Source organism: uncultured Cetobacterium sp. (assembly GCF_947072685.1).
In the GTDB taxonomy this organism is placed as follows: domain Bacteria; phylum Fusobacteriota; class Fusobacteriia; order Fusobacteriales; family Fusobacteriaceae; genus Cetobacterium_A.
In genome coordinates this window covers 70,504-90,883 of sequence record NZ_CAMTIK010000002.1, presented here as the reverse complement: position 1 = coordinate 90,883, position 20,380 = coordinate 70,504, and the positions used below count along the sequence as shown (strand labels likewise).

21 protein-coding genes and 1 tRNA gene are annotated in these 20,380 nt (G+C 29.3%); 5 read left to right on the top strand and 17 right to left on the bottom strand.

All coding sequences use genetic code 11. The annotated features are described in order from the left end of the window. Positions 1-2: 2 nt before the first annotated feature. The 4 genes from nagB to Q0V67_RS01100 form a co-directional block, all read right to left on the bottom strand. The gene (nagB, locus tag Q0V67_RS01115) at positions 3-830 is read right to left on the bottom strand and encodes a glucosamine-6-phosphate deaminase (RefSeq protein ID WP_297596227.1); all 828 of its coding nucleotides are present in this window, start codon (positions 828-830) and stop codon (positions 3-5) included. A gap of 117 nt (positions 831-947) precedes the next feature. Next, on the bottom strand, positions 948-1,805 hold the full coding sequence (locus Q0V67_RS01110; protein WP_297596225.1) for a MurR/RpiR family transcriptional regulator: 858 nt from the start codon (positions 1,803-1,805) through the stop codon (positions 948-950). 12 nt (positions 1,806-1,817) lie between these two features. Continuing rightward, a complete protein-coding gene (locus Q0V67_RS01105) occupies positions 1,818-2,723 on the bottom strand; it encodes a TIGR01212 family radical SAM protein (RefSeq protein WP_297596223.1) in 906 nt (301 codons plus the stop codon). Continuing rightward, positions 2,710-3,339 (bottom strand): epoxyqueuosine reductase QueH, encoded by a 630-nt coding sequence (locus tag Q0V67_RS01100; RefSeq protein ID WP_297596221.1) that lies wholly within the window; start codon positions 3,337-3,339, stop codon positions 2,710-2,712. The genes Q0V67_RS01105 and Q0V67_RS01100 overlap by 14 nt, the downstream gene beginning before the upstream one ends. Before the next feature lie 101 nt (positions 3,340-3,440). On the opposite strand from Q0V67_RS01100, the gene Q0V67_RS01095 reads away from it, so the two are divergent. Then, positions 3,441-3,998 carry a DJ-1 family glyoxalase III gene (locus Q0V67_RS01095; protein WP_297596219.1) on the top strand — a complete coding sequence of 186 codons (558 nt, stop codon included), beginning with the start codon at positions 3,441-3,443 and terminating at the stop codon, positions 3,996-3,998. A gap of 51 nt (positions 3,999-4,049) precedes the next feature. On the opposite strand, the gene Q0V67_RS01090 is transcribed toward Q0V67_RS01095, so the two are convergent. The 7 genes from Q0V67_RS01090 to Q0V67_RS01060 all read right to left on the bottom strand — a co-directional run bounded on the left by Q0V67_RS01090 (position 4,050) and on the right by Q0V67_RS01060 (position 10,115). Further along, positions 4,050-4,784: an SIMPL domain-containing protein gene (locus tag Q0V67_RS01090; protein ID WP_297596217.1), complete on the bottom strand. Its 735-nt coding sequence runs from the start codon at positions 4,782-4,784 to the stop codon at positions 4,050-4,052. Between the two features lie 29 nt (positions 4,785-4,813). Next, positions 4,814-6,022 carry a radical SAM protein gene (locus tag Q0V67_RS01085; protein WP_297596215.1) on the bottom strand — a complete coding sequence of 403 codons (1,209 nt, stop codon included), beginning with the start codon at positions 6,020-6,022 and terminating at the stop codon, positions 4,814-4,816. 27 nt (positions 6,023-6,049) lie between these two features. Next, entirely contained in the window at positions 6,050-7,636 is a 1,587-nt protein-coding gene (locus tag Q0V67_RS01080) for an NAD(P)/FAD-dependent oxidoreductase (RefSeq protein ID WP_297596213.1), read from the bottom strand. A gap of 76 nt (positions 7,637-7,712) precedes the next feature. Next, positions 7,713-7,985 carry an HU family DNA-binding protein gene (locus Q0V67_RS01075; RefSeq protein ID WP_297596211.1) on the bottom strand — a complete coding sequence of 91 codons (273 nt, stop codon included), beginning with the start codon at positions 7,983-7,985 and terminating at the stop codon, positions 7,713-7,715. Between the two features lie 150 nt (positions 7,986-8,135). Beyond that, positions 8,136-8,221: transfer RNA gene (locus tag Q0V67_RS01070), tRNA-Ser, on the bottom strand. A 64-nt stretch (positions 8,222-8,285) separates the two neighbouring features. Beyond that, entirely contained in the window at positions 8,286-8,864 is a 579-nt protein-coding gene (locus Q0V67_RS01065; RefSeq protein ID WP_297596209.1) for an HD family hydrolase, read from the bottom strand. Positions 8,865-8,897: 33 nt separating this feature from the next. Beyond that, on the bottom strand, positions 8,898-10,115 hold the full coding sequence (locus Q0V67_RS01060) for a DEAD/DEAH box helicase (RefSeq protein WP_297596207.1): 1,218 nt from the start codon (positions 10,113-10,115) through the stop codon (positions 8,898-8,900). A gap of 169 nt (positions 10,116-10,284) precedes the next feature. Here Q0V67_RS01060 and Q0V67_RS01055 point away from each other — a divergent pair, with 169 nt between their 5' ends. Beyond that, on the top strand, positions 10,285-11,238 hold the full coding sequence (locus Q0V67_RS01055) for a carbohydrate kinase family protein (RefSeq protein WP_297596205.1): 954 nt from the start codon (positions 10,285-10,287) through the stop codon (positions 11,236-11,238). 32 nt (positions 11,239-11,270) lie between these two features. Here Q0V67_RS01055 and Q0V67_RS01050 read toward each other — a convergent pair whose 3' ends face one another. From Q0V67_RS01050 to Q0V67_RS01040, 3 genes are all read right to left on the bottom strand, one after another. Then, a complete protein-coding gene (locus tag Q0V67_RS01050; RefSeq protein WP_297596203.1) occupies positions 11,271-11,948 on the bottom strand; it encodes a Bax inhibitor-1/YccA family protein in 678 nt (225 codons plus the stop codon). A gap of 57 nt (positions 11,949-12,005) precedes the next feature. Further along, positions 12,006-12,215: a hypothetical protein gene (locus Q0V67_RS01045; RefSeq protein ID WP_297596201.1), complete on the bottom strand. Its 210-nt coding sequence runs from the start codon at positions 12,213-12,215 to the stop codon at positions 12,006-12,008. Between the two features lie 93 nt (positions 12,216-12,308). Next, positions 12,309-12,485, bottom strand: a complete 177-nt coding sequence (locus tag Q0V67_RS01040) for a hypothetical protein (RefSeq protein ID WP_297596199.1) — start codon at positions 12,483-12,485, stop codon at positions 12,309-12,311. 522 nt (positions 12,486-13,007) lie between these two features. On the opposite strand from Q0V67_RS01040, the gene Q0V67_RS01035 reads away from it, so the two are divergent. Then, entirely contained in the window at positions 13,008-13,415 is a 408-nt protein-coding gene (locus Q0V67_RS01035) for a GNAT family N-acetyltransferase (RefSeq protein WP_297596197.1), read from the top strand. Between the two features lie 19 nt (positions 13,416-13,434). On the opposite strand, the gene Q0V67_RS01030 is transcribed toward Q0V67_RS01035, so the two are convergent. Both Q0V67_RS01030 and Q0V67_RS01025 read right to left on the bottom strand, forming a co-directional pair. After that, complete coding sequence (locus Q0V67_RS01030) at positions 13,435-14,559, bottom strand: FAD-dependent oxidoreductase (RefSeq protein WP_297596195.1); 1,125 nt, start codon at positions 14,557-14,559, stop codon at positions 13,435-13,437. A 120-nt stretch (positions 14,560-14,679) separates the two neighbouring features. After that, a complete protein-coding gene (locus Q0V67_RS01025; RefSeq protein ID WP_297596193.1) occupies positions 14,680-16,233 on the bottom strand; it encodes an ABC-F family ATP-binding cassette domain-containing protein in 1,554 nt (517 codons plus the stop codon). Positions 16,234-16,391: 158 nt separating this feature from the next. Between Q0V67_RS01025 and Q0V67_RS01020 the strand changes: the two genes are divergently transcribed. Continuing rightward, the gene (locus Q0V67_RS01020) at positions 16,392-16,850 is read left to right on the top strand and encodes an FUSC family protein (protein ID WP_297596191.1); all 459 of its coding nucleotides are present in this window, start codon (positions 16,392-16,394) and stop codon (positions 16,848-16,850) included. A gap of 34 nt (positions 16,851-16,884) precedes the next feature. Here the strand turns inward: Q0V67_RS01020 and Q0V67_RS01015 are convergent, their stop codons facing one another. Further along, positions 16,885-18,261 carry an MATE family efflux transporter gene (locus Q0V67_RS01015; RefSeq protein ID WP_297596190.1) on the bottom strand — a complete coding sequence of 459 codons (1,377 nt, stop codon included), beginning with the start codon at positions 18,259-18,261 and terminating at the stop codon, positions 16,885-16,887. Positions 18,262-18,365: 104 nt separating this feature from the next. Here Q0V67_RS01015 and Q0V67_RS01010 point away from each other — a divergent pair, with 104 nt between their 5' ends. Further along, a complete protein-coding gene (locus Q0V67_RS01010; protein ID WP_297596188.1) occupies positions 18,366-20,303 on the top strand; it encodes a molybdopterin-dependent oxidoreductase in 1,938 nt (645 codons plus the stop codon). The last annotated feature ends 77 nt before the right edge of the window (positions 20,304-20,380 follow it).

Genomic DNA, 20,380 nt, shown 5'->3' with positions numbered 1-20,380 from the left:
CCCTATTTAGAATTTCTATATAACTTATCTATTAATAAATCTGTGTCTAAATTTTGTTTTTCAATATCTTTGAAGTATCTATATGTTCCAACCTTCAACTCAGCACAAGCTGCTTCGTCCGAAACAATTATTCCTTTTGGGTGTAATTGAAGTGCACTTATTGTCCACATATGATTAACTCCTTGTTCAACAGCATGGTGCAGCGCTCTAGCTTTGTTATGTCCATTAACCATAATCAATACCTCTTTTGCATCAAGAATAGTTCCAACTCCAACAGTTAATGCTAACTTAGGAACTCTATCTATATCTCCATCAAAAAATCTTGCATTAGCTATTATTGTATCCATCGTTAATTCTTTATCTCTCGTTCTTGAACTTAAAGACGATCCAGGTTCATTGAAAGCAATATGTCCATCGGGTCCAATCCCTCCTAAGAAAAGATCTATTCCCCCAACAGCTTTTATTTTTTCCTCATATACTTCACACTCTTTTACATAATCAATAGCTAACCCATTTAAAATATTGATATTCTCTTCTTTCATATCTATATGCTTAAAAAAGTTTTCGTACATGTAGTAATGATAACTCTGATCATTTGCTGGAGATAACCCCACATACTCGTCCATGTTAAATGTGATTATATTTTCAAACGATAAAATCCCATCCTTATAAAACTGGATTAATCTCTTATACATAGCTAAAGGTGTTCCCCCTGTAGGCAAACCTAAAACAAATGGATTTTCTGCTGTGGGCTTAGCTTCTATTATTTTTTTAGCTACGTACACTGCAGCCCAATCTCCAATATTTTTTTCAGTTATTATTACTCTCATGAAAAATCACTCCCTTATATTAATTTTACATCTATAATAAAGTTATCATTTATTTTAACAAATGTCAACAAATTTAGAATTTTTTTTTCTTTATTAAAATTAAAAAATGAATTTTCCTTACATTTTAAACTTTTTTACACTTTCAACTGCATTTCCTATATACCTATTTGCTTTTTCTCTATCTTTTTGAATAAGTTTTACATATAGAATATCCACAACAGTTAATTGAGCCATTCTAGAGGAGAGGGAAGTAGATCTGAAATTTGTTTTTTCTACAACTGTACTTAAGCAAATATCCCCTATATTTTTTATTGGATTTGATGCAAATTTAGTTAAAGTTATAATTGTAGCTCCATTCTCTTTAAACTCTAAAAGTGTTTGATATATATCCAATGTTTTACCACTGTGAGATATAACAAAAACTACATCTCCTTCTCCAGCTGTTGAAGCATTTGTCAATTGAATATGTTGGTCTGTATCGAAAACAACAAATTTTCCAAGCTCCCAAAGTTTATATTGAAAATCTTTTGCAACTATTCCTGAAAATCCAGCTCCTAAAATAAATACTCTTTTAGCCAAATTGATTATATCTGCTGCTTTTTCAATCTCTTCAAAATTCAATACTTTATAGGTATCTTCAATACTTCTAACATTCTCATAGACAACTTTTTTAGCTAAGATCTCAGTTGTATCTTCAATTTTTATCTCATCGTATATAATTTGAATTGTTTTTTCATTATTTTGCATAGCTAGATCACTAGCCAATGATATTTTAAATTCTGGGAATCCTTTAAAACCTAATTTTTTGGCAAATCTTACAACTGAAGCTTGACTGACATCACATTTAATAGCCAAATCATATGTATTCAATGTCTTTATCTCTTCTATATTTTCTATCAAGTAGTTTGATATTTTTTTTTCATTTTTGGTAAAACCATCTTTATACTCCTTTAGTTTTATCAGTGTACCACCCATTATAACCCTCCTCTAATATAAATCTCTTCTCTTTAATTCTTTTTCAATCTCATTTAAAACTTTCCTTTTATTCAAACTCCAAATAGGTTCAATGACTTCATCTTTTTTACCATCTCCTGTAACTCTATGAACTACCATATCTTTTGGAATTAGTCTCAAAATCGTTACAACTAATTCAACATATTCAACTAATGAAAATATATGAAAAGGTGTTTTTTTATAGAGTGTTTCCATCGACGTTCCTTTGATTATATGAAGTGAATGTATTTTAATACCCCAAGCACCTGATTTAATAATATCTTCTGCTGTTTTTATTATTCCACCCCTCTCCTCTTCAGGTAATCCTATAATCATATGAGCCACAAATTTAATATTCATATTTCTTAAATTTTCTGCTGCTTTCTCATAAATAGGGTATTCATATCCTCTATTTATGAGTTTAGCTATTCTATCATCGCTTGTTTGAAGACCGAGTTCCACCCATAATAAATATTTATCATTTATTTCTTTCAACAAAATCAATACATCCTCATCTAAACAATCTGGTCTTGTTCCTATTGCAATACCAATTACTTTTGGATGTTCAAGAGCTTCATAATACATTTTTCGTAGGTATTCTATATCCGCATATGTATTTGTAAAATTTTGAAAATATGCAATAACTTTTCCTTCGCCTATTTTATCCTTTAAAAATATTAGTTGTTCGTCAATCTGGGTTGTTATTGTTTTTATTCTATCACCAGTAAATTCTCCACTTCCAGAGTCACTACAAAATATGCATCCACCTCGAGATATTTTTCCATCTCTATTAGGACAAGTAAAGCCTCCATCTAAAGAAACTTTATAAATTTTTTCACCAAATTTATCTTTAAAATAATCATTTAAAGAGTAAAATCTTCTATTGTTATTCTTTGTCATTTTTCATCTCCGTTCTTTCTATTTTGGAATAAACACATCCACAATAGTCTTGGCGATATAGATGGTGCTCTTTTGAAATACTTACACTTCTTAGATATCTACTTTTCTTTTTAAAATCTCCTTTTAAGAATTTAATGCCATATTTTTCTTCAAGCTCTATACCTATTTCATTTATCCACTGTGAGTTCTTTAAAGGACTAATACTTAAAACAGTAGAAAAATAATCATACCCATCTTTTTTAGCTTTTTTAGCAGTAGCTTCCATTCTAAGCTTATAACATTTGTAACATCTTGCTCCACCCTCTTTTTCATTCTCTAATCCTTTTATATTTTCTATAAAATGTTTTCTAGGACTATATTCTCCTTCGATGATTTCCATTTTAAAATTCATATTTTCATTGAATATGATTTGCTCTTTCAATCTAGCTATGTATTCATTTTCATCTGTTATATTTGGATTATAGAAAAAAATATCAATTGTTAAATATTCTTTTAAATATTCAAGTATAGCACAACTACACGGGGCACAACATGAATGTATCAATATTTTTTTATCACTATTCAAACCAATACTATTTAATTCTTTTTGCATTTCTATTTCATAATTTATCTTCATATAATCATTCCTTTTTCATTTATATAATGATTATATCATATTACCTAGAGTTTTTGGTGTGTTTCTGTTATAATTAGATTAATTATTTTTGGAGGTGTTTTATGAACAATAAGGTTTTTATTATGTTAGCTAATGGGTTTGAATTAATTGAAGCGATGGCACCAGTAGATATTTTGAGAAGAGCGGGGCTAGATGTTCTTACTGTATCCACTTTAGAAGAAAGTTTAGAGGTTGAATCTGCTCAAAAAGTAAAGATTATAGCAGATGTAAATATATCTGAAATTAATATTGGAGAGGGAGTTATGGTTGTTATTCCTGGTGGGTTTCCTGGATATATAAATTTAAGAACCGATTCAAAAATCATTGAAGTTGTAGAAACTTATTTAAATGACAAGAATAAATTTGTAGGTTCTATTTGTGGGGGACCAACATTATTAGGCCTTAATAATTTAATTGGAGATTATAAGTTTACTTGTCACTCATCTGTAAAAGATGAAATGAATAGTGAGAACTATATACATCAGGACATTGTGATTGACAGAAACCTTATAACTGGAATTGGTGCTGGAAAATCGTTGGAATTTGGATTTGCTTTAGCTGAAAAATTAGTAAATAAAGAAGTTATCGAAAGAGTTAAAAATGGGATGGAATTACTGTAAAAAATTAATATACTAAAAAAGCTACTAGAACTTAAGTTCTAGTAGCTTTTTTTAATCAACTAAGTAGTATTCTATAGTGCTAACCACTCTTATATTTTTTATCTGTGGATTATGTTGATCTCTATTTGTTATTGTAAACTGCCCTTGATTGGCACTTTTAATTTTACCTAAAGAACTGTTTGAATCTTTAGCAAACTTTTCAGCTACTTCTCTAGCATTTTTAGTTGCTGATTCAATCATCTGTGGTTTTAAGTCATTAAGTTTAGTAAAAATATACTCTGTTGTTGTTCCATATTGACTAGAAGAATTAACCGAAGAATTACCTAAAGCTATATTCTCTTTAATTAATTCGCCTATTTTATTAGTTAGTTTATAAACTTCATTCACTTTAGTAGAATAAACTGTTACAGTTTGAGTTGCTATATATCGAAAAGCTGCAACATTATTATCATATTGGTATAACATCTTATCTTCTATGACAGGTGCAGAAATTGTTATTTCACTAGATTCTATTCCATTTTCTTTTAAAAAATCGACAATCCTTGTATTGTCTCTTTCTAATTTGGAATAAAGTTCACTCAATTCATTTCCTGCTACTTTAAAGTCTATAGGCCACAATACAATATTAGCAGTCTCTTCTTTTTCAGATAAACCTTTAACACTGACAACCCGATCTAGCTTTTTCATCTCTATAATACTTTTCCCTAAAAGATATCCTAAACTAGTCAAACCTAAAAATATAAAAATTCCAATGGATAAAAAACTTAAACTTAATTTCTCTCTCATAGATTCAGCCTCCTATAGATAATTTAACTTTATTGATCCTCTTCATCCTCTTCATCATTAAAAAAGTCTTCATACATCTCTTCCTCTTCTTCAATAATTAGAAAATCTATCTCATCTTCACAATTTTTAAGTTTCATATTTTCAGGCAACTCTTCCTCTTCTAAAAATAAAAAGTCTTCATCTTTTAAAGTTGCTAAAAATAGATGTGGTAAAAATCTTTCAAATTCACTTACATAAGTAGTGGCACCAAAAGGTTCCCCTTGTTTAGAATTTTTATTTAATTCTCTCGAATACTTTGTATGGTTTGAGCAATCGTGTACAACTATCCCCCATTTTTCATCACATGCTTGCTTCATTAGTTTAAGTGTAATTTCTCTTGACCAAAGAGGCGATATATATCCTCTCCTAGCTACATACATTCTCTCTCCAACGTAGTTATTGATATTATCTTCTCCGAAATGAAGTTCAGCACAATTCATAAAATCAATTCCAGTTTTTAGAATCATATCCTTCTTCTCTTGGAAAGCTTCATAAAACTCTGGTGTCATAGGAGTTTCTATTCCTACCATTGGAATATATTCTTTAGCTATCGCCATGTATTCAATAACTTGATCACTACATTTTACAGCACCCAAATTAAATCTCAATTCATTAAGTCCAGCTTCTCCAAGTTTTTTTAAATTTTCCCTTGTACAAAGAGATCCATTTGTATACATGTGTTGATATATTCCTGCATCACTAAGTTTTTTTATAATTCCATAATATTTATCTATTTCTAAAAATGGTTCTAAGTAAACATAAGCTATCCCACTTGGTTTTTTCTGTATTGATAATAATAGGTCTATATCTTCTTCATAAAAAAGAGTTCCTCCGATCTCCCACATTCCATCTGGAATAATTTCCTGAGTATCTATATTATCATGATAATAACAGAACTTACATAATAAATTACATTTATGTGTTTTTCTAATTCCACCTAACCCATCACCAAACAAACAAGAAACACATCCTTTAGGAAAATTTTGCTGATCTCCAACAAAATATGTTCTTCCTTTAAGTGTTTTTAAATCGCTTATCTCTTTTTTCATATTTTCATGTTTTCTATTTACTGACAGTTCAATTTGTCTAATTGTAGATTCTATAATTGGACTAAACCTCTTATAAACTTCACTTTTATCTCCAGAAAGAGATGAAAGGTGATTAAACCATTCATACGCGTCTTTTTTTGAAATTTTCATTATTTTCTCCAATTCTTTTTTATTTTTCTAATCAGTTGTAGTAAATACTAAATCTACAATTTTAATTCCATCTATAGCTGCACTTATTATTCCGCCAGCGTAACCTGCTCCTTCACCCACAGGATATAATCCATGGATATTGATTGATTCTCCCTGCTCTCCTCTTGTTATTTTTATAGGTGCTGAAGTTCTCGTTTCTGGAGCTATCAAGTTTGCATTTTCACTTATAAAATTTCTTTGTGTTTTCTCCCATTGCCCCATAGCAAGTTTCATATTATCTGAAATTACCTTTGGAAATAAGTTGTTTAAATCATAGCTCTTCATTTCCATCTCATAGCTTGATTCTATTTTTCTATTTGTTGACTTTCCTTTCAAAAAATCTAATGTATTTTGATATAGCGCACCGTAGTTTCCAACTAAGTCATAAGTTTTTTTCTCTAATTTATCTTGGAACTCCATCCCAGAGAAAATATCATCTCCAAATTCGTTAGCTTTTACTCCAACAACAAGAGCTGAGTTTGAAAATCTACCATCTCTTTGAGAATAGCTCATTCCATTTACAAGAGAACCTCCCTCTTGTGATGCTGCATTAACAATAACTCCTCCAGGACACATGCAAAATGAAAACACTCCTCTTTCTTCCTCTTTATTGTTATATGTTAAGCTATATGTGGCAGCCTCTAAGCTAGGATGACTAACCATCTTCCCATATTGCATTGTATCTATATCAACTCTAGGATGTTCTATTCTAGCTCCTATTGCAAATGGTTTACTTTCCATAAACACACCATTTTTATAGAGCATTCTATACGTATCTCTAGATGAATGTCCTATCGCTAAAATCACATGATCAAAAAGTTCGATCTCTTCATTTTGAATAGGTGATTTTAAATTCTGAATTTTAATTCCTTTAACTTTCTTATCTAAAATTACGATATCTTTTATTAGTGTATTAAAATTAAAAACTCCACCCATAGATATTATTTTTTCTCTTAAATTTTTAACTACATTTTTTAAAATATCAGTCCCTACATGCGGCTTATAATCCCATAAAATCTCTTCCTGAGCACCATTCTCTACAAGTTCTAAAAAAACTTTATTCATATATCCACTTTTTACTCTGGTATTGAGCTTTCCATCTGAATATGTTCCAGCCCCTCCCTCTCCAAATTGAATGTTTGAATTTGGATTTAACATACTGTATTTTACAAAATTATCAATACTCTTATCTCTATTGTCAATATCCTCACCACGCTCGTAAATTATAGGTTTAATCCCTAGTTCACATAATCTTAATGCTGCAAATAAACCTGCAGGTCCTGCACCTATAACCGCTACTCTTTCAACATCTATTTTCACTCTATATGTAGATTCTTCCATTTGTTTTGGCAAAATTACGTTTAGGCCGGTTACATCAATATCTTTATTTAAGGTAACTTCAATGTTATATACAAATTTTATGTCTGTTTTCTTTCTGCTATCTATAGATCTTTTAGAGTATTCAATTTTTTCTATATACTCTTCTTTTATACCTCTTCTAATAACTTCATTTTTCAGTTCAAGGTTCTGATTTTTTTCAATGGAGATATTTATATTATTTACAATAATTTTCACTGTACACCTCTTTTTAAATAAAAAAAGCTCCGAACTTTATTCTTCAAAAGAATTGTATTCGAAGCTATCTGTAATATTATACTATTTTTTCCTCTAAAGTCTTTCCAACTCTGAATTTTACAACTTTTTTTTCTTTTAATTTCATTTTTTTACCTGTTTGAGGATTTCTAACTGCTCTAGCTGCTCTAGTAACAACTTCGAATTTTCCCCATCCTATAAACGATACTGGTTCTCCTTCAACTAACTTTTGTTCAACTAAATCCAAAAATAACTTCACTGCTTTTTCTGCATCTTTCTTAGTGTATTCACCTGTTTTTGCAAATAAATCGATAAACTCTTTTTTAGTCATTATTTCCCTCCTTGAACTATTATAAAAAATAATATAGAAAGAACCCAAAAATGAAAACCCTTTATTTATGGTATCTTTAACCCGATTATACCCAGTAAACCTTCAAAAGTCAATAGTTTAGCATAAATTTTATTTTTATTTGACTTTTAATGGCGATAGAGGTGGGACTTGAACCCACGAAGCTTACGCTCTACACGCGTTCCAGGCGTGCTCCTTAGCCACTCGGTCACTCTACCAAAAATGTGTTACTTTCTAAATAATAGCATATAGAGAGGGAAATTGCAATATTTGTAATAATTTTTATTTTATTATACCCCTATTCTTATACATTTCAAACTTAGGCAACATATATTTTTCAAATATCTCAGGAACATATAATTTCAAAACTTCAGCTCTGTCCAAAACTCTCTCCATAGTTGCATTAAATTTTTTCCATGTATGTCCATCAGATGTTAAGTTTTGCATAAACCCTTGGTATCTATCACAAACATTTGCAAATTTAGCTTCACTACTTTGACAATCTTCGAATTCTAACCATAAATCTAAAAAGTCTTCATTTTGATCTTTTGGTAGGAGGGAGAATAATTTTTTAGCTGCCTTTATTTCTTCCTCTTGTTTATCTGGTCTTTCCACTCCAAAAGCAGGAGTATCCCCAGCATATATTTCAACCAAGTCATGAATCAAAATCATTTTCAAAGATTTTTCTAAATTGAACTCCTCTATGAAGTACTCTTTTAATGTTATAGCTACCATTGCCATATGCCAACTATGTTCAGCATCATTTTCTTCTCTTTTTCCATCCACTAAAGACTGTCTGAATATTTCTTTAACTTTATCAATTTCATTTAGAAACTCCATCTGCTTTTGTATTCTTTCCATTTTAACCCCCGAAATATTTTTTTAGTTTCGTTTTTACTTTCTATACCTTTGTTTTTGCTCTTCTATATTTTTTGTTCTTGCGTTTATTTTCTTATTATATTTTTTCTGTGGAAGTTCTAAAGTTGAATTTACATTTTGAACATATTCCATCTGCTTTTCAGGAATTTCAAAATTCATAAAAGTTTCAATCTCTTGTAGCATAGTCTCATCTTTTTCAGCAACAAAAATATAGGCATCCCCTTTTTGTCCCGCTCTACCTGTTCTTCCTATTCTATGAATATAGCTTTCAACATCCTCTGTCATATCGTAGTTAAATATATGTGTAACTCCAGTAATATCTACACCTCTGGCTGCGACATCTGTAGCTACTAAAAATTGAAACTCTACACTTTTAAAAGATTTCATTATTTTTTCTCTTTTTGCCTGTGGAATATCACTGTGTAACTTTTGACAAGAATACCCCTTAAATGATAACTCTTCCTCCAGCTTATCTACTCTTGCTTTTGTTCTACAAAATATAATTCCCATAAATGGATTTGTCTCATTTAACAATAAACAAAGAGTCTCAAGTTTTCTTCTATCTGTTGTCTTTATCAGATACTGGTTTATATTGTCCAATTTATTCTCTTTAGACTCTATTACAATATTTAATGGTTCTTTTGTTATTTTATAGGCAACTTTTTTCACTGCAGAATCGATTGTTGCTGAAAAACACAGCGTTTGTCTTTTCTTGTTGCTTACACCGATGATCTCATCAATCTCATTTCTGAATCCCATAAGTAAAATTTGATCAACCTCATCTAAAACTAAGCTAGATAATTTAGAAAGATTAATCGCTTTTCTTTCTATTAAATCTACAAGTCTACCTGGAGTTCCTATAACTATATCTACTCCATCTTTTAATGTTTGTATCTGCCCAGCTATTTCTCTTCCACCATAAGCTAACATTATTTTAACTTTATTTTCAAAATTTATCTTTTCAAACTCTTGTGCTATTTGAATTGCAAGTTCTCTGGTTGGAACTATAACTAGAGATTGTGGAAATGCCGTAGTTGATTTTATATTTTGTATAATCGGCAATGCAAAAGCTAAAGTCTTTCCACTCCCTGTTGCTGCTTGAGCAATTACATCTTTACCATTGAATACAACTGGAATTACTTCCTGTTGTATTTCAGTTGGATTTTTTATTCCTATTTTATTTAATAAAGCTATTATATTTTTATTTACACTCAAATTATTAAAACTATTCACAATATCTCCCTTAAAATTTTATCTTTATCTAATTAGTTATTATACCATTTATTCATAAAAAAATAAACGCATTAAATATCTTAATGTGTTTATTTTTTTATTCTTTGACTTTTTTGAAAAATCTGTTAAAATATATTTATTTATTTTTTTTATTTAGGAGGATATTGTAATGCAAGATTGTCTAAGCGGACAAAAATATATACTAGTTTTTGGTGCTTCTGTTGTTGATATGTTTGGATTTTGTAAATCATCTTATAAAGCCTGTGATTCTATTCCTGGGAAAATAAAGATATCTTTTGGAGGAGTTTCAAGAAATATTGCTGAAAATATGGCTAGAGTAGGTGTTAAAACTAAATTTATATCTATTATAGGTGATGACGAGATTGGTCGTTCTATGTTAACTCATTCTCTTAAAATTGGATATGATATGAGAAATTCTTTAGTTTTGGAGGGGAAAAGTACTCCAACTTATATGGCAATTTTAGATGAAACTGGAGAAATGGTTTCGGCTGTTGCTGATTTAGATAGTATTAGCGCCATGACAACAGAATTTATTGATTCTAAAGGTCCTATGATTGAAAATGCTGCATACACTTTCTTAGATGCTGATGATCCTATCAATTTAGAGTATATTTTAACTAAATTCCAAGGGAAAACTAACTTTATTTTGGATCCAATTTCATCTACAAAAGCTGAAAAAGTTAAACATCTTATCAAATACTTTCATACTATAAAACCTAATCGAGTAGAAGCTGAAGTGTTATCTGGAATTAAGATCAATAACAAGGCTGACCTTGAAAAAGTTGGGAATTTCTTTCTCTCTTTAGGGGTAAAAAATGTATTTATCAGTCTAGATGCTGAGGGAATATACTATACTAATGGAGTTGAAACAGGTACATTAAAAGCAACTGATGTTACAGTTAGAAATGTAACTGGAGCTGGAGATTCTTTTGTTGCTGGATTGGGGTTAGGATATATCAATAAACTTCCAATTAAAGAAACAGTGAAATTTGCAATGGCTATGTCAATAGTTACAATCTCTCACGAGGAAACAATACACCCAAACATGGGTCATTCTTTAATAGAAGAGATTATTCAAAAAACCAATTGGATAGAAGGATAATTAAAAAAGGGACTTGCTTTAAAGTCCCTTTTTTAATTATCTCTTTTACCTCCAAATAATCTCAACAAATTAAGAAATAGGTTTACAAAATCCAGATACAGCATTAAAGCTCCAATAGTTGAAAACTTATTGTAGTCCTCTTCAGACATATTATCTAATTGAAATATTTTTACAATTCTATTTATATCATATGCGATTAGAGCTGTAAATAAAACAACTGCACAAACAGATATAAACCAGTCCAATATAGATATTTTTAAAAAAATGTTTAGGAGAGAGACTACAACTAATGTTATCAAACCACCTTTGAAGAATCCATCATATGCAGATAAATCCTCCTTTGTTCTCAATCCGTAGATAGTCATAACAACAAAAATTAATGATGTAACAGCCAATACATACAGTATTGAAATCGGATTATAAATCAACATCACAATTGACAAAACTAAACCGTTCATAGCTGAATAAGTTATAAATAGAACTTTTGCGGTTCCACCACTAATTTTATTTATTCCAAAATTAAGGGCTAAAACCAAAATTAATTCTGCAATTATTATAAACGTCATATAATTTCCAACAAAAGAAATCATTTGACTACTTTGAACTACACTCCAAGATACTGCGCCAGTAACAAGAAGCCCCAAGAACATTTGTAAAAAAACTTTTCTTAAAAAACTATTTTTAGTTTGAATTTCTATTGAATTATACATTTTACTCCTCCTAATTTTCGGTTACTAAAAAAGCTGGTCTAAGCCAGCTATTAAAATTTATGCCATTTCTATATCTACATCTTGTGTCATAAAATCATAAAATTTCTTTTTATCATTCAACACTTTCTCTTTTTCCTTTTCCTTAAAATCTTTTCTCATTTTAGGAATTTTTTTCCTGTTTTCTTTTTCACCTCTTACAAACCCCTTAGTAGCAAAATCCATTTCATTTTCATCGAATTGATCAAATTTCATTCTTCCGTTACCCATTTCAATCTCCTTTAATTTTATAAGAGAAGCTAATAGCTCTCATATATTAAATATTACATTTTTTGTGTTTTGTCAATAGTATTCTCAAAAAAATTATTTATATTGTCTATTTATTTCAAAGATCATTATTGATTGTTTCATATCTGAATCATTCAATATATAGTTTACAGTTTCTTTATAATTCCATCCATCTTTATAAATTATATTCATCTGATTTTGAATACTTTCAGCATTCATTCCTGTAATGTTTAATACTTTGTATTCTGCCATAATATCCTCCTAAATATTCCAAGGAAATACAATAAATCCTATCACTAAAATTATTATTAAAATTAAACCCATCATTATTTTTTTAAGTATTATTTTATTTTTATCCATAGCGCCCCTTTTGATTCTGTTTATATATATATTATACTCTATTTTATTTTTTTTCCTTTTTTATCCTTCCTTCTAGTTCTTCTCTTTCATATATCTATCTCATATAATTATTATATTTGTCTAATTAATTGATATGGTATATACTTAATTTAAGTACATTTTCCTTAAATGTATAATAAAGTGTGTATGTGTGGAAACTAGGTTCTTTTAGGGACCTAGTTTTATTTTTTGTATTTTTTTAAAACATTCTAGTAGAACTGAATATATTTCATTTACTATTTTCATATAAAATGATATAATAATAATCTCATTACAATTTTTTTTTGGATTGTGATTAGATTCAACACACAAATTATCGGATAGTTGAAGGATTGATAACAATCCAACCAAATAGCGTTTTATAGGAGGCTTTATATGAAATTAATTTTAAAAAAACCAAATATAAGTGATTATTTATCACTAAGAGAAAGAGCAGGCACAGGAGAAAAGGATCCATCTCGTGCTTCAATCGCATTGCAAAATTCTTTGCTCACTGTATGTATGTATGATCGAGATCTTTTAATTGGATTTGGTAGAGTTGTTGGAGATGGTGGAATTACATATATCATTAGTGATATAATGGTTGATAGAGATTATCATAGGAGAGGGTACGCTACCCAAATAATGGATGAAATAAATAAATTTTTAAATAAAAATACTCACGAAGACAGCTATGTTTGCTTAATAGCCGTTTCTCCAGCTGACAATTTATACAATAGATATGATTTTGAATATCTTCCAGATCAAAAATGTGGAATGGTAAGAAATCAAAAGAAAATATAAACAGCAAACCACTAAAAAATTAGTGGTTCTTTTTCTGCTTATTTTTAAATTTCCTCATAAACCCTTCATCTATATAGTTTTTTAACTTCCAAATTAAATAACCTTTCAGCACAAACCCTTTATAACTTAAAACCCCTTCTTTGTTTCCAAGAGAAAGTATGAGCAAAAAATCTTTCTGTGGAACATAACTTTTTAAAGGTGTTTTATTAAAAAAATTTACTATGTTATTCCAAAGGTAGGGGGCTTCTTTTATTGCATATACCCCAACTTTTTTGATATAGCTATAATTCTTTATCCCAACACAATCTCCTGCACCAAATATATATGGATAATCAATATTTTGCAAAAAATTATTTACAATCATATATCCTTTCTCATCTACACTCATTGCTGCTTTTTCATACATTGGATTGGATGTCGGACCCCCTGCCCACAAAATAATGTCGTATTCTAATATCATTTTTTTTTTCGTTACCAATCTCTGAGTTTCTATAGACTCTACTTCCTCATTTAAATATAAAGAAATATTATTTTCACTTAATCTTTTAAGTACAATTTCTTGTATTTTCTTAGGAAATGTAGGGAGTATACTCTTTCCTCTATCCACAAGATGAACCTCAAAAACTTTACTAAGTTGCTTCCCAAGTTCTTTAACGCCAAAAGATAATTCAATACCGGCTGCACCTGCACCAATTACTAAAACTTTAATTTTATCTAAGCTGGAATTTTGTAATCTTTCTTTTATTTCTTTTAAGTTTGTTAACGGTTTAATTCCAATCAAATTTTTATGATTTATATTTTTTTCGTCTATTTTTAACTCTGAACCAGTATCAAAAGAAACAACATCAAATCTTACTTTTTGACCACTACTCAAAATGACTAACTTCTTTTGAGGATCTATCGAAACAACTTTGTCTTCTAAAAATTCTATTCCCCCAAGTTTACACAATACCTTCAAATCAAAACATATATCCTCATCTGAATAAATATTTTCAATATATGCAGAAGCCATGCCCGAGTAAAATTGGTATTTATTTGTTGAAATAAGAATCGTTTTAAACTTTTGTTTTTCTTTAATAATTTTATTTAAGAGATAGACATGAGCATGCCCACCACCAACTAAAAGCAAAATCTTATTTTCCACATTCCCCTCCAAACTATACTGTTTTTAATTACAATACCTTTATTTTCTAAGAAATAACTATTTTTCTTTTTTATAACAAAAAAATCTTTCCAAAACAATACTGGAAAGATTTTTTATTTTTTATATTATTTTTGTTGTCCAATCTTCGACATTCCAAACTTCAGTAGCGATATCCATATAAAAATCTGGCTCGTGACTTACCATAAGTACTGTTCCCGCAAATTCTTTAATCGCTCTTTTCAACTCTTCTTTAGCTTCTATATCTAAGTGGTTTGTAGGCTCATCTAAAACCAAAAAATTAATTTCACGGTTCATAATTTTTGCCAATCTAACTTTTGCATTTTCACCACCCGATAAGACTTTCATTTGGCTTGTTATATGATCATTTGTCAATCCACATCTAGCAAGCGCTGCTCTAGCTTCAGCATTTGTTAATCCTGGGAATTCATTCCAAAATTCATCCAAAACTTGAGTATTACTACTCTCCTCCTCTTGTTTAAAGAAACCAATCTGTAAAAACTGTCCATGCTCAATCTCTCCAGAAAGAGGCTTTATATTTCTTAGCAATGTATTTAAAAGAGTGGATTTCCCTAAACCATTAACCCCTTTTATTGCAATCTTTTGATTACGTTCTATTGAAAAACTAACTGGTCTTGTTAACGCTTCTTCGTATCCTATAACTAAATTTTCAACAGCAACAATCTCTCTTGATGGAGTTCTAGCTGTTTTAAAACCAAATATAGGCTTTGGTTTTTCTCTGGCTATTTCAATAATATCCATACGATCCAATTTCTTTTGTCTATCTTTTGCAAGATTTGTTGTAGCAACACGTGCTTTATTACGAGCAATAAAATCCTCTAGATGTGCTATCTCTTTTTGTTGTTTTTTATATGCCATTTCAATTTGACGCTTTTTTAATTCATACATCTCTTTAAATTTGTAATAATCTCCAGTATATCTTGTCAATACTGCAGCTTCAATATGGTATATAACATTGGTAACATCATTTAAAAATGGTATATCGTGGGAAACTAATATAAATGCATTTTCATAATTTTGTAAAAAGTTTTTTAACCATAAAATATGATCTTCATCTAAAAAGTTTGTGGGCTCATCCAATATTAAAATCATTGGATTTTCAAGTAAAACTTTAGCTAATAAAATTTTTGCTCTTTGTCCTCCAGATAACTCAGATACATCTTTTTCTAATCCAATATCAAGTAACCCTAATCCAGCAGCATATTCTTCTATTTTAGAATCCAGATTATAAAAATCTGCACCTTCTAAAATACTTTGAATCTCTCCAACCTCTTCCAAAACAATATCCATCTCTTCAGGAGTACAATCTCCCATTTTCTCATATAAGTTCATAACATCTTGTTCTAATTCAAACATGTGAGCAAAAGCAGACCTTAAAATATCTCTTATTGTTTTTCCTTTTTCTAAGGTACTATACTGATCTAAATATCCAGTGGTGATATGATTACACCATGTTACTTTTCCTTCATCGGGCATTAATTTTCCCGTTATAATATTTAAGAAAGTTGATTTCCCTTCTCCGTTAGCTCCAACAAGTCCAATATGCTCACCTTTCAACAATCTAAAAGAAGCATCTTCTAAAATAATTCTAGAACCGAATCCATGACTAACATTACTTACATTTAAAATACCCATAAAAATTTAACTCCTATATATTAATTTTTTTTATTTAAAAATAATTGACAATAGAATAATTTTATCATGAAATTTGAATAAAAGATAGTATTAGAAAGGAAATTAGATATAATAATCGTATTTCTTATATAAAAATGTATAAAGGGAGAATATAAAATATGAATGAACTGTCAGAAAAAGCAATAATAACAATACTTTCAATTGTTATTGTCACCTTGCTAGGAAATATTTTTAAAGTAAATAATCTGGGACTATTTTATGCAGCTATTACATGTGTTATAATTACAAACGTAGATTTTGATAAATTAATAGAATCTGCTAAAAGTAGAGCTATTGGAACTATCGTAGGGGGATTAATCGGTGTTGTTTTTTCATATATAGCTATATCTTTTATTATAAAACTTATTATCGGTGAAATTATAGTTATCTATTTTTGTGAAAAAAAACTAAAAATTCCATCTGCAATAGGATCAGTCGTATTTTTAATTATTATGTATAGAATAACTCCAGAAGCTCCTTATATATATGGATTTAAAAGAATTCTTGATACATTTATAGGGATTATTGTTACTGTTTCAATTACATATATTGGAAAAAAAATTAATTTGTTCAAATAGAGTTAATATTAACTCTATTTGAACTTTTAATTTTTTACTCATATATTCTTATTTCAGAAAAGACAGTCTCACGATTATTATACCTGTTCAAATTTTTCATAACCATATACATAGTCACTACAGCTGCCACTAAATCACAAATAGGCTGCGCTAACCAAACCCCTGTTAATCCATACATTCTAGACAACAACATAATTAACGGAATCAGTAGTATCACTTGTCTTAAAAGACTTAAGAACATAGCGGCCTTACCTTCACCAATCGCTAAGAAATAATTACTTCCAGCCATACCAAGAGCTATACATGGCATTGCCATCAAATATATTCTCATTCCGTGAACTGAAATTGCCATTATATCAGGATTTTTATTAAATAATCCAACAATATTTTCAGGAAATAATTCTACAAAAAATAAAGCTATTAAAAATATTATAATTCCAACTCCAGCTGATATTTTAAAAGCTTGTTCAACCCTATCGTATTGTTTAGCTCCAAAATTATACCCTATTATTGGTTGTGCACCTTGAGAAATACCATAAACTGGCATAAAGCATAATAATGCTACCGCATTCACTGTTGCCATAGCTCCAATAGCTAAATCTCCACCATAAGCTTTTAATGCATTATTATTTACAACTTGTACCATACTTGTTGCAAGTTGCATAGTAAATGGTGATACCCCTATTGCAAAGATTAACTTCACTATATCTTTGTCTAAAGATAAATTTATTTTTTTAATTTTTAAATTTGATTTTTTACTCATATAGTATGCTATTGAAAGTACTGCTGTTAAAATTTGCGATATAACAGTTGCATATGCAGCACCTTGGATTCCCATATTTAATGTAAAAATAAAAATTGGGTCTAAGATTATATTAAACAGACAACTCGCAACCATTATTATTGAAGCAATTTTAGGATTTCCATCCGCTCTTACTGTACTATTCAAAGAATAACCCATTATATTAAATATAGTTCCATATAAAATTATCCCAATATACTCTTCAGCATATTTTATTGTAGAATCACTCGCTCCAAAAGCTATTAAAATATTTTTCTTATAAATAATTCCTAAAATAGTTATTAGAAACCCTATAATAATTGACAGAGTAATTATATTCCCCATAATTTTTTCTGCACTTTCTTTTTTACCTTGTCCTAATTTTATGGAGATATTCGCTGTGGCTCCAATTCCTATCAACATTGAAAAAGCTAAAACAATTGTTACTATAGGCATTGTTATTCCCACGCCTGTTATTGCTAAAGCTCCAACATCTTTCATATTTCCTATAAAAATTCTATCTACAACATTATATAGAGCACTTACAAGCATTCCTATAATCGCAGGTATTGAATATTTTATCAGAAGCTTCTTAATATCTCCATTTTGTAGTGTTAATTCTTGTTTCACTATTTCCTCCTGTTAATTTTTCTCATCCTTTCATAATAACATTTTTTTCACGAATATGATATAATTAATTTGCTTTATATAAATATTTTTCTGAGGAGGAAATTATGGAAATTTTTACAAATAGCTGTTCATTAGATTGTTTTGATGCTTGTAAAATGGATGTTCATAAAAAAAATAATAGGGTCGTTCAAATAACAGGGAATAAAAGCAATGAACTCACGGATGGATTTTTATGTTCAAAAGGCTTAAAACATTTGAATAGATTATATGATAAAGATAGACTTTTAAGTCCTCTTTTAAAAGTTAATGGTGTCTTTCAACCCATCTCTTTTGAAGAGGCACTAGAAATTATTAAAAACAAACTTTTAGATATTAAAAAAAGTGGTTCTGAATCTATTATTCACTATGCAGAATCAGGGGCTGGTGGATTATTAAAAGGTATTGAAGATATTTTTTTTAATTTTTTTGGTGGGATATCTACAGCTTTTGGCGGAACTTGTTGGTCTGCTGGTTCTGCAGCACAGGATTATGATTTTGGAGATAAGAAGACAAGTGATTTGATTTATTTAAAAAATGCTAAAACAATTATATTGTGGTCTAGAAATCCAGCAGTTACGTCGATTCATTTATATAAAAAAATTATAAAAGCTAAGAAAAATGGTACAAAAATTATAACTATTGATTTTAGAAAAAATGAAACATCTTTAATTAGTGATTTACATATAAGCTTAAAAGCAGGGTCAGATGGAGCTCTAGCATTAGCGCTGAGCAAGATATTATTAGAAAGAAAAATGAATGATATTATTTTTTGTAACGCTAATATTATCGGACTAAAATGTTTTGAAGATTACTTAAAAACTTTAGATTTGCAAGAGCTTCTGAACGAGTGTGGTTTGAGCTTGGATATTTTTAATTCTATTCTTTCTTATTTTTCAACAGGGAATATTATGACATTTCTTGGATATGGTCTTCAACGATATTCTAACGGTGGAAATAGTGTGCGATGTATAGATGCTCTTATGAGTATTACTGGAAATATTGGAACCAAAGGATCTGGTATTTTTTATTCAAACAGAGTTTATCCTCAACTTTTAAATAAAGACCCATATAATAGTTTGAGTTTTGCTAAAAATGCTCGCGAATTCCCTATAGTTGATTTCCCAAATTTTGTTGAAAGTAATAAGATTCAGGCGATTTTTATAAGTAAGGCAAATCCTCTAACACAACTTCCTAATTTAAATCAAACTTTAAAAACTTTTAATTCTATTCCATTTAAAGTTTGTTTTGATATGTTTATGACTGATACAGCTGAACACAGTGATTTAATTATACCTGTAACAAACACATTGGAGACAGAAGATATCCTTTACTCTTCAATGTTGATGCCTTCTCTTATGTATAACCATAAAGTTATAGATCCTTTAAACAAACTCATGGATGAATATGAATTTTTTAAGAAATTAGCTTTGAAATTAAATATGACAAATTATCCACAAGTTTCTAAAGAAGAGTATTTGAATAATGTTTTATTACCACTTAATATAACCGTTGAGGATTTGAAGCTAAAAGATATAAATATCCAAAAGGGATATATTGCATGGGAAGACAAGAAATTTAAAACTCCTTCTGGTAAAATTGAAATTTTTAGCAAAACAGCTTTAAAAGATGGGTTTAATCCCATGCCTGTTTTCATGAAATCTTTAGTTGGAAATTCAAATTATCCAATCAGATTAGTTTCACCGCATAGTAAGGATAGCCTTTTTAGCCAACATACCTCAAAAAATATAAAATACTCAACACTTTTTATTTCAGATAAAAATTCTATTAATTATACAGAAGGAGATATTGTAAAAGTTTCTTCTAAGAACGGAAGCATCTATTCACAACTCTTTATAGATCCATCTTTAAGATTAAATGAGGCCTATATATTTATGAAGTGGAATAATCAACAGGGCAATCCTAACTTCCTTACAGAGAACCTAGTATCAGATATTGGAGGACAAGTTGCCTACTATGATACTTTTATAAATATAGCCAAATAATTTATGAGCTTATTTTTATCTTAATATACGTAATGTATAAATTTTGTAAACATATTTGACATTCTTTGTGAATAAAT

Bases quoted from the DNA above. Each gene is read 5' to 3' on its own strand.
- nagB (WP_297596227.1), bottom strand. From the start codon at position 830: ATGAGAGTAATAATAACTGAAAAAAATATTGGAGATTGGGCTGCAGTG.
- Q0V67_RS01110 (WP_297596225.1), bottom strand. From the start codon at position 1,805: ATGGGTGGTACACTGATAAAACTAAAGGAGTATAAAGATGGTTTTACC.
- Q0V67_RS01105 (WP_297596223.1), bottom strand. From the start codon at position 2,723: ATGACAAAGAATAACAATAGAAGATTTTACTCTTTAAATGATTATTTT.
- Q0V67_RS01100 (WP_297596221.1), bottom strand. From the start codon at position 3,339: ATGAAGATAAATTATGAAATAGAAATGCAAAAAGAATTAAATAGTATT.
- Q0V67_RS01095 (WP_297596219.1), top strand. From the start codon at position 3,441: ATGAACAATAAGGTTTTTATTATGTTAGCTAATGGGTTTGAATTAATT.
- Q0V67_RS01090 (WP_297596217.1), bottom strand. From the start codon at position 4,784: ATGAGAGAGAAATTAAGTTTAAGTTTTTTATCCATTGGAATTTTTATA.
- Q0V67_RS01085 (WP_297596215.1), bottom strand. From the start codon at position 6,022: ATGAAAATTTCAAAAAAAGACGCGTATGAATGGTTTAATCACCTTTCA.
- Q0V67_RS01075 (WP_297596211.1), bottom strand. From the start codon at position 7,985: ATGACTAAAAAAGAGTTTATCGATTTATTTGCAAAAACAGGTGAATAC.
- Q0V67_RS01065 (WP_297596209.1), bottom strand. From the start codon at position 8,864: ATGGAAAGAATACAAAAGCAGATGGAGTTTCTAAATGAAATTGATAAA.
- Q0V67_RS01055 (WP_297596205.1), top strand. From the start codon at position 10,285: ATGCAAGATTGTCTAAGCGGACAAAAATATATACTAGTTTTTGGTGCT.
- Q0V67_RS01050 (WP_297596203.1), bottom strand. From the start codon at position 11,948: ATGTATAATTCAATAGAAATTCAAACTAAAAATAGTTTTTTAAGAAAA.
- Q0V67_RS01045 (WP_297596201.1), bottom strand. From the start codon at position 12,215: ATGGGTAACGGAAGAATGAAATTTGATCAATTCGATGAAAATGAAATG.
- Q0V67_RS01040 (WP_297596199.1), bottom strand. From the start codon at position 12,485: ATGGCAGAATACAAAGTATTAAACATTACAGGAATGAATGCTGAAAGT.
- Q0V67_RS01035 (WP_297596197.1), top strand. From the start codon at position 13,008: ATGAAATTAATTTTAAAAAAACCAAATATAAGTGATTATTTATCACTA.
- Q0V67_RS01025 (WP_297596193.1), bottom strand. From the start codon at position 16,233: ATGGGTATTTTAAATGTAAGTAATGTTAGTCATGGATTCGGTTCTAGA.
- Q0V67_RS01020 (WP_297596191.1), top strand. From the start codon at position 16,392: ATGAATGAACTGTCAGAAAAAGCAATAATAACAATACTTTCAATTGTT.
- Q0V67_RS01010 (WP_297596188.1), top strand. From the start codon at position 18,366: ATGGAAATTTTTACAAATAGCTGTTCATTAGATTGTTTTGATGCTTGT.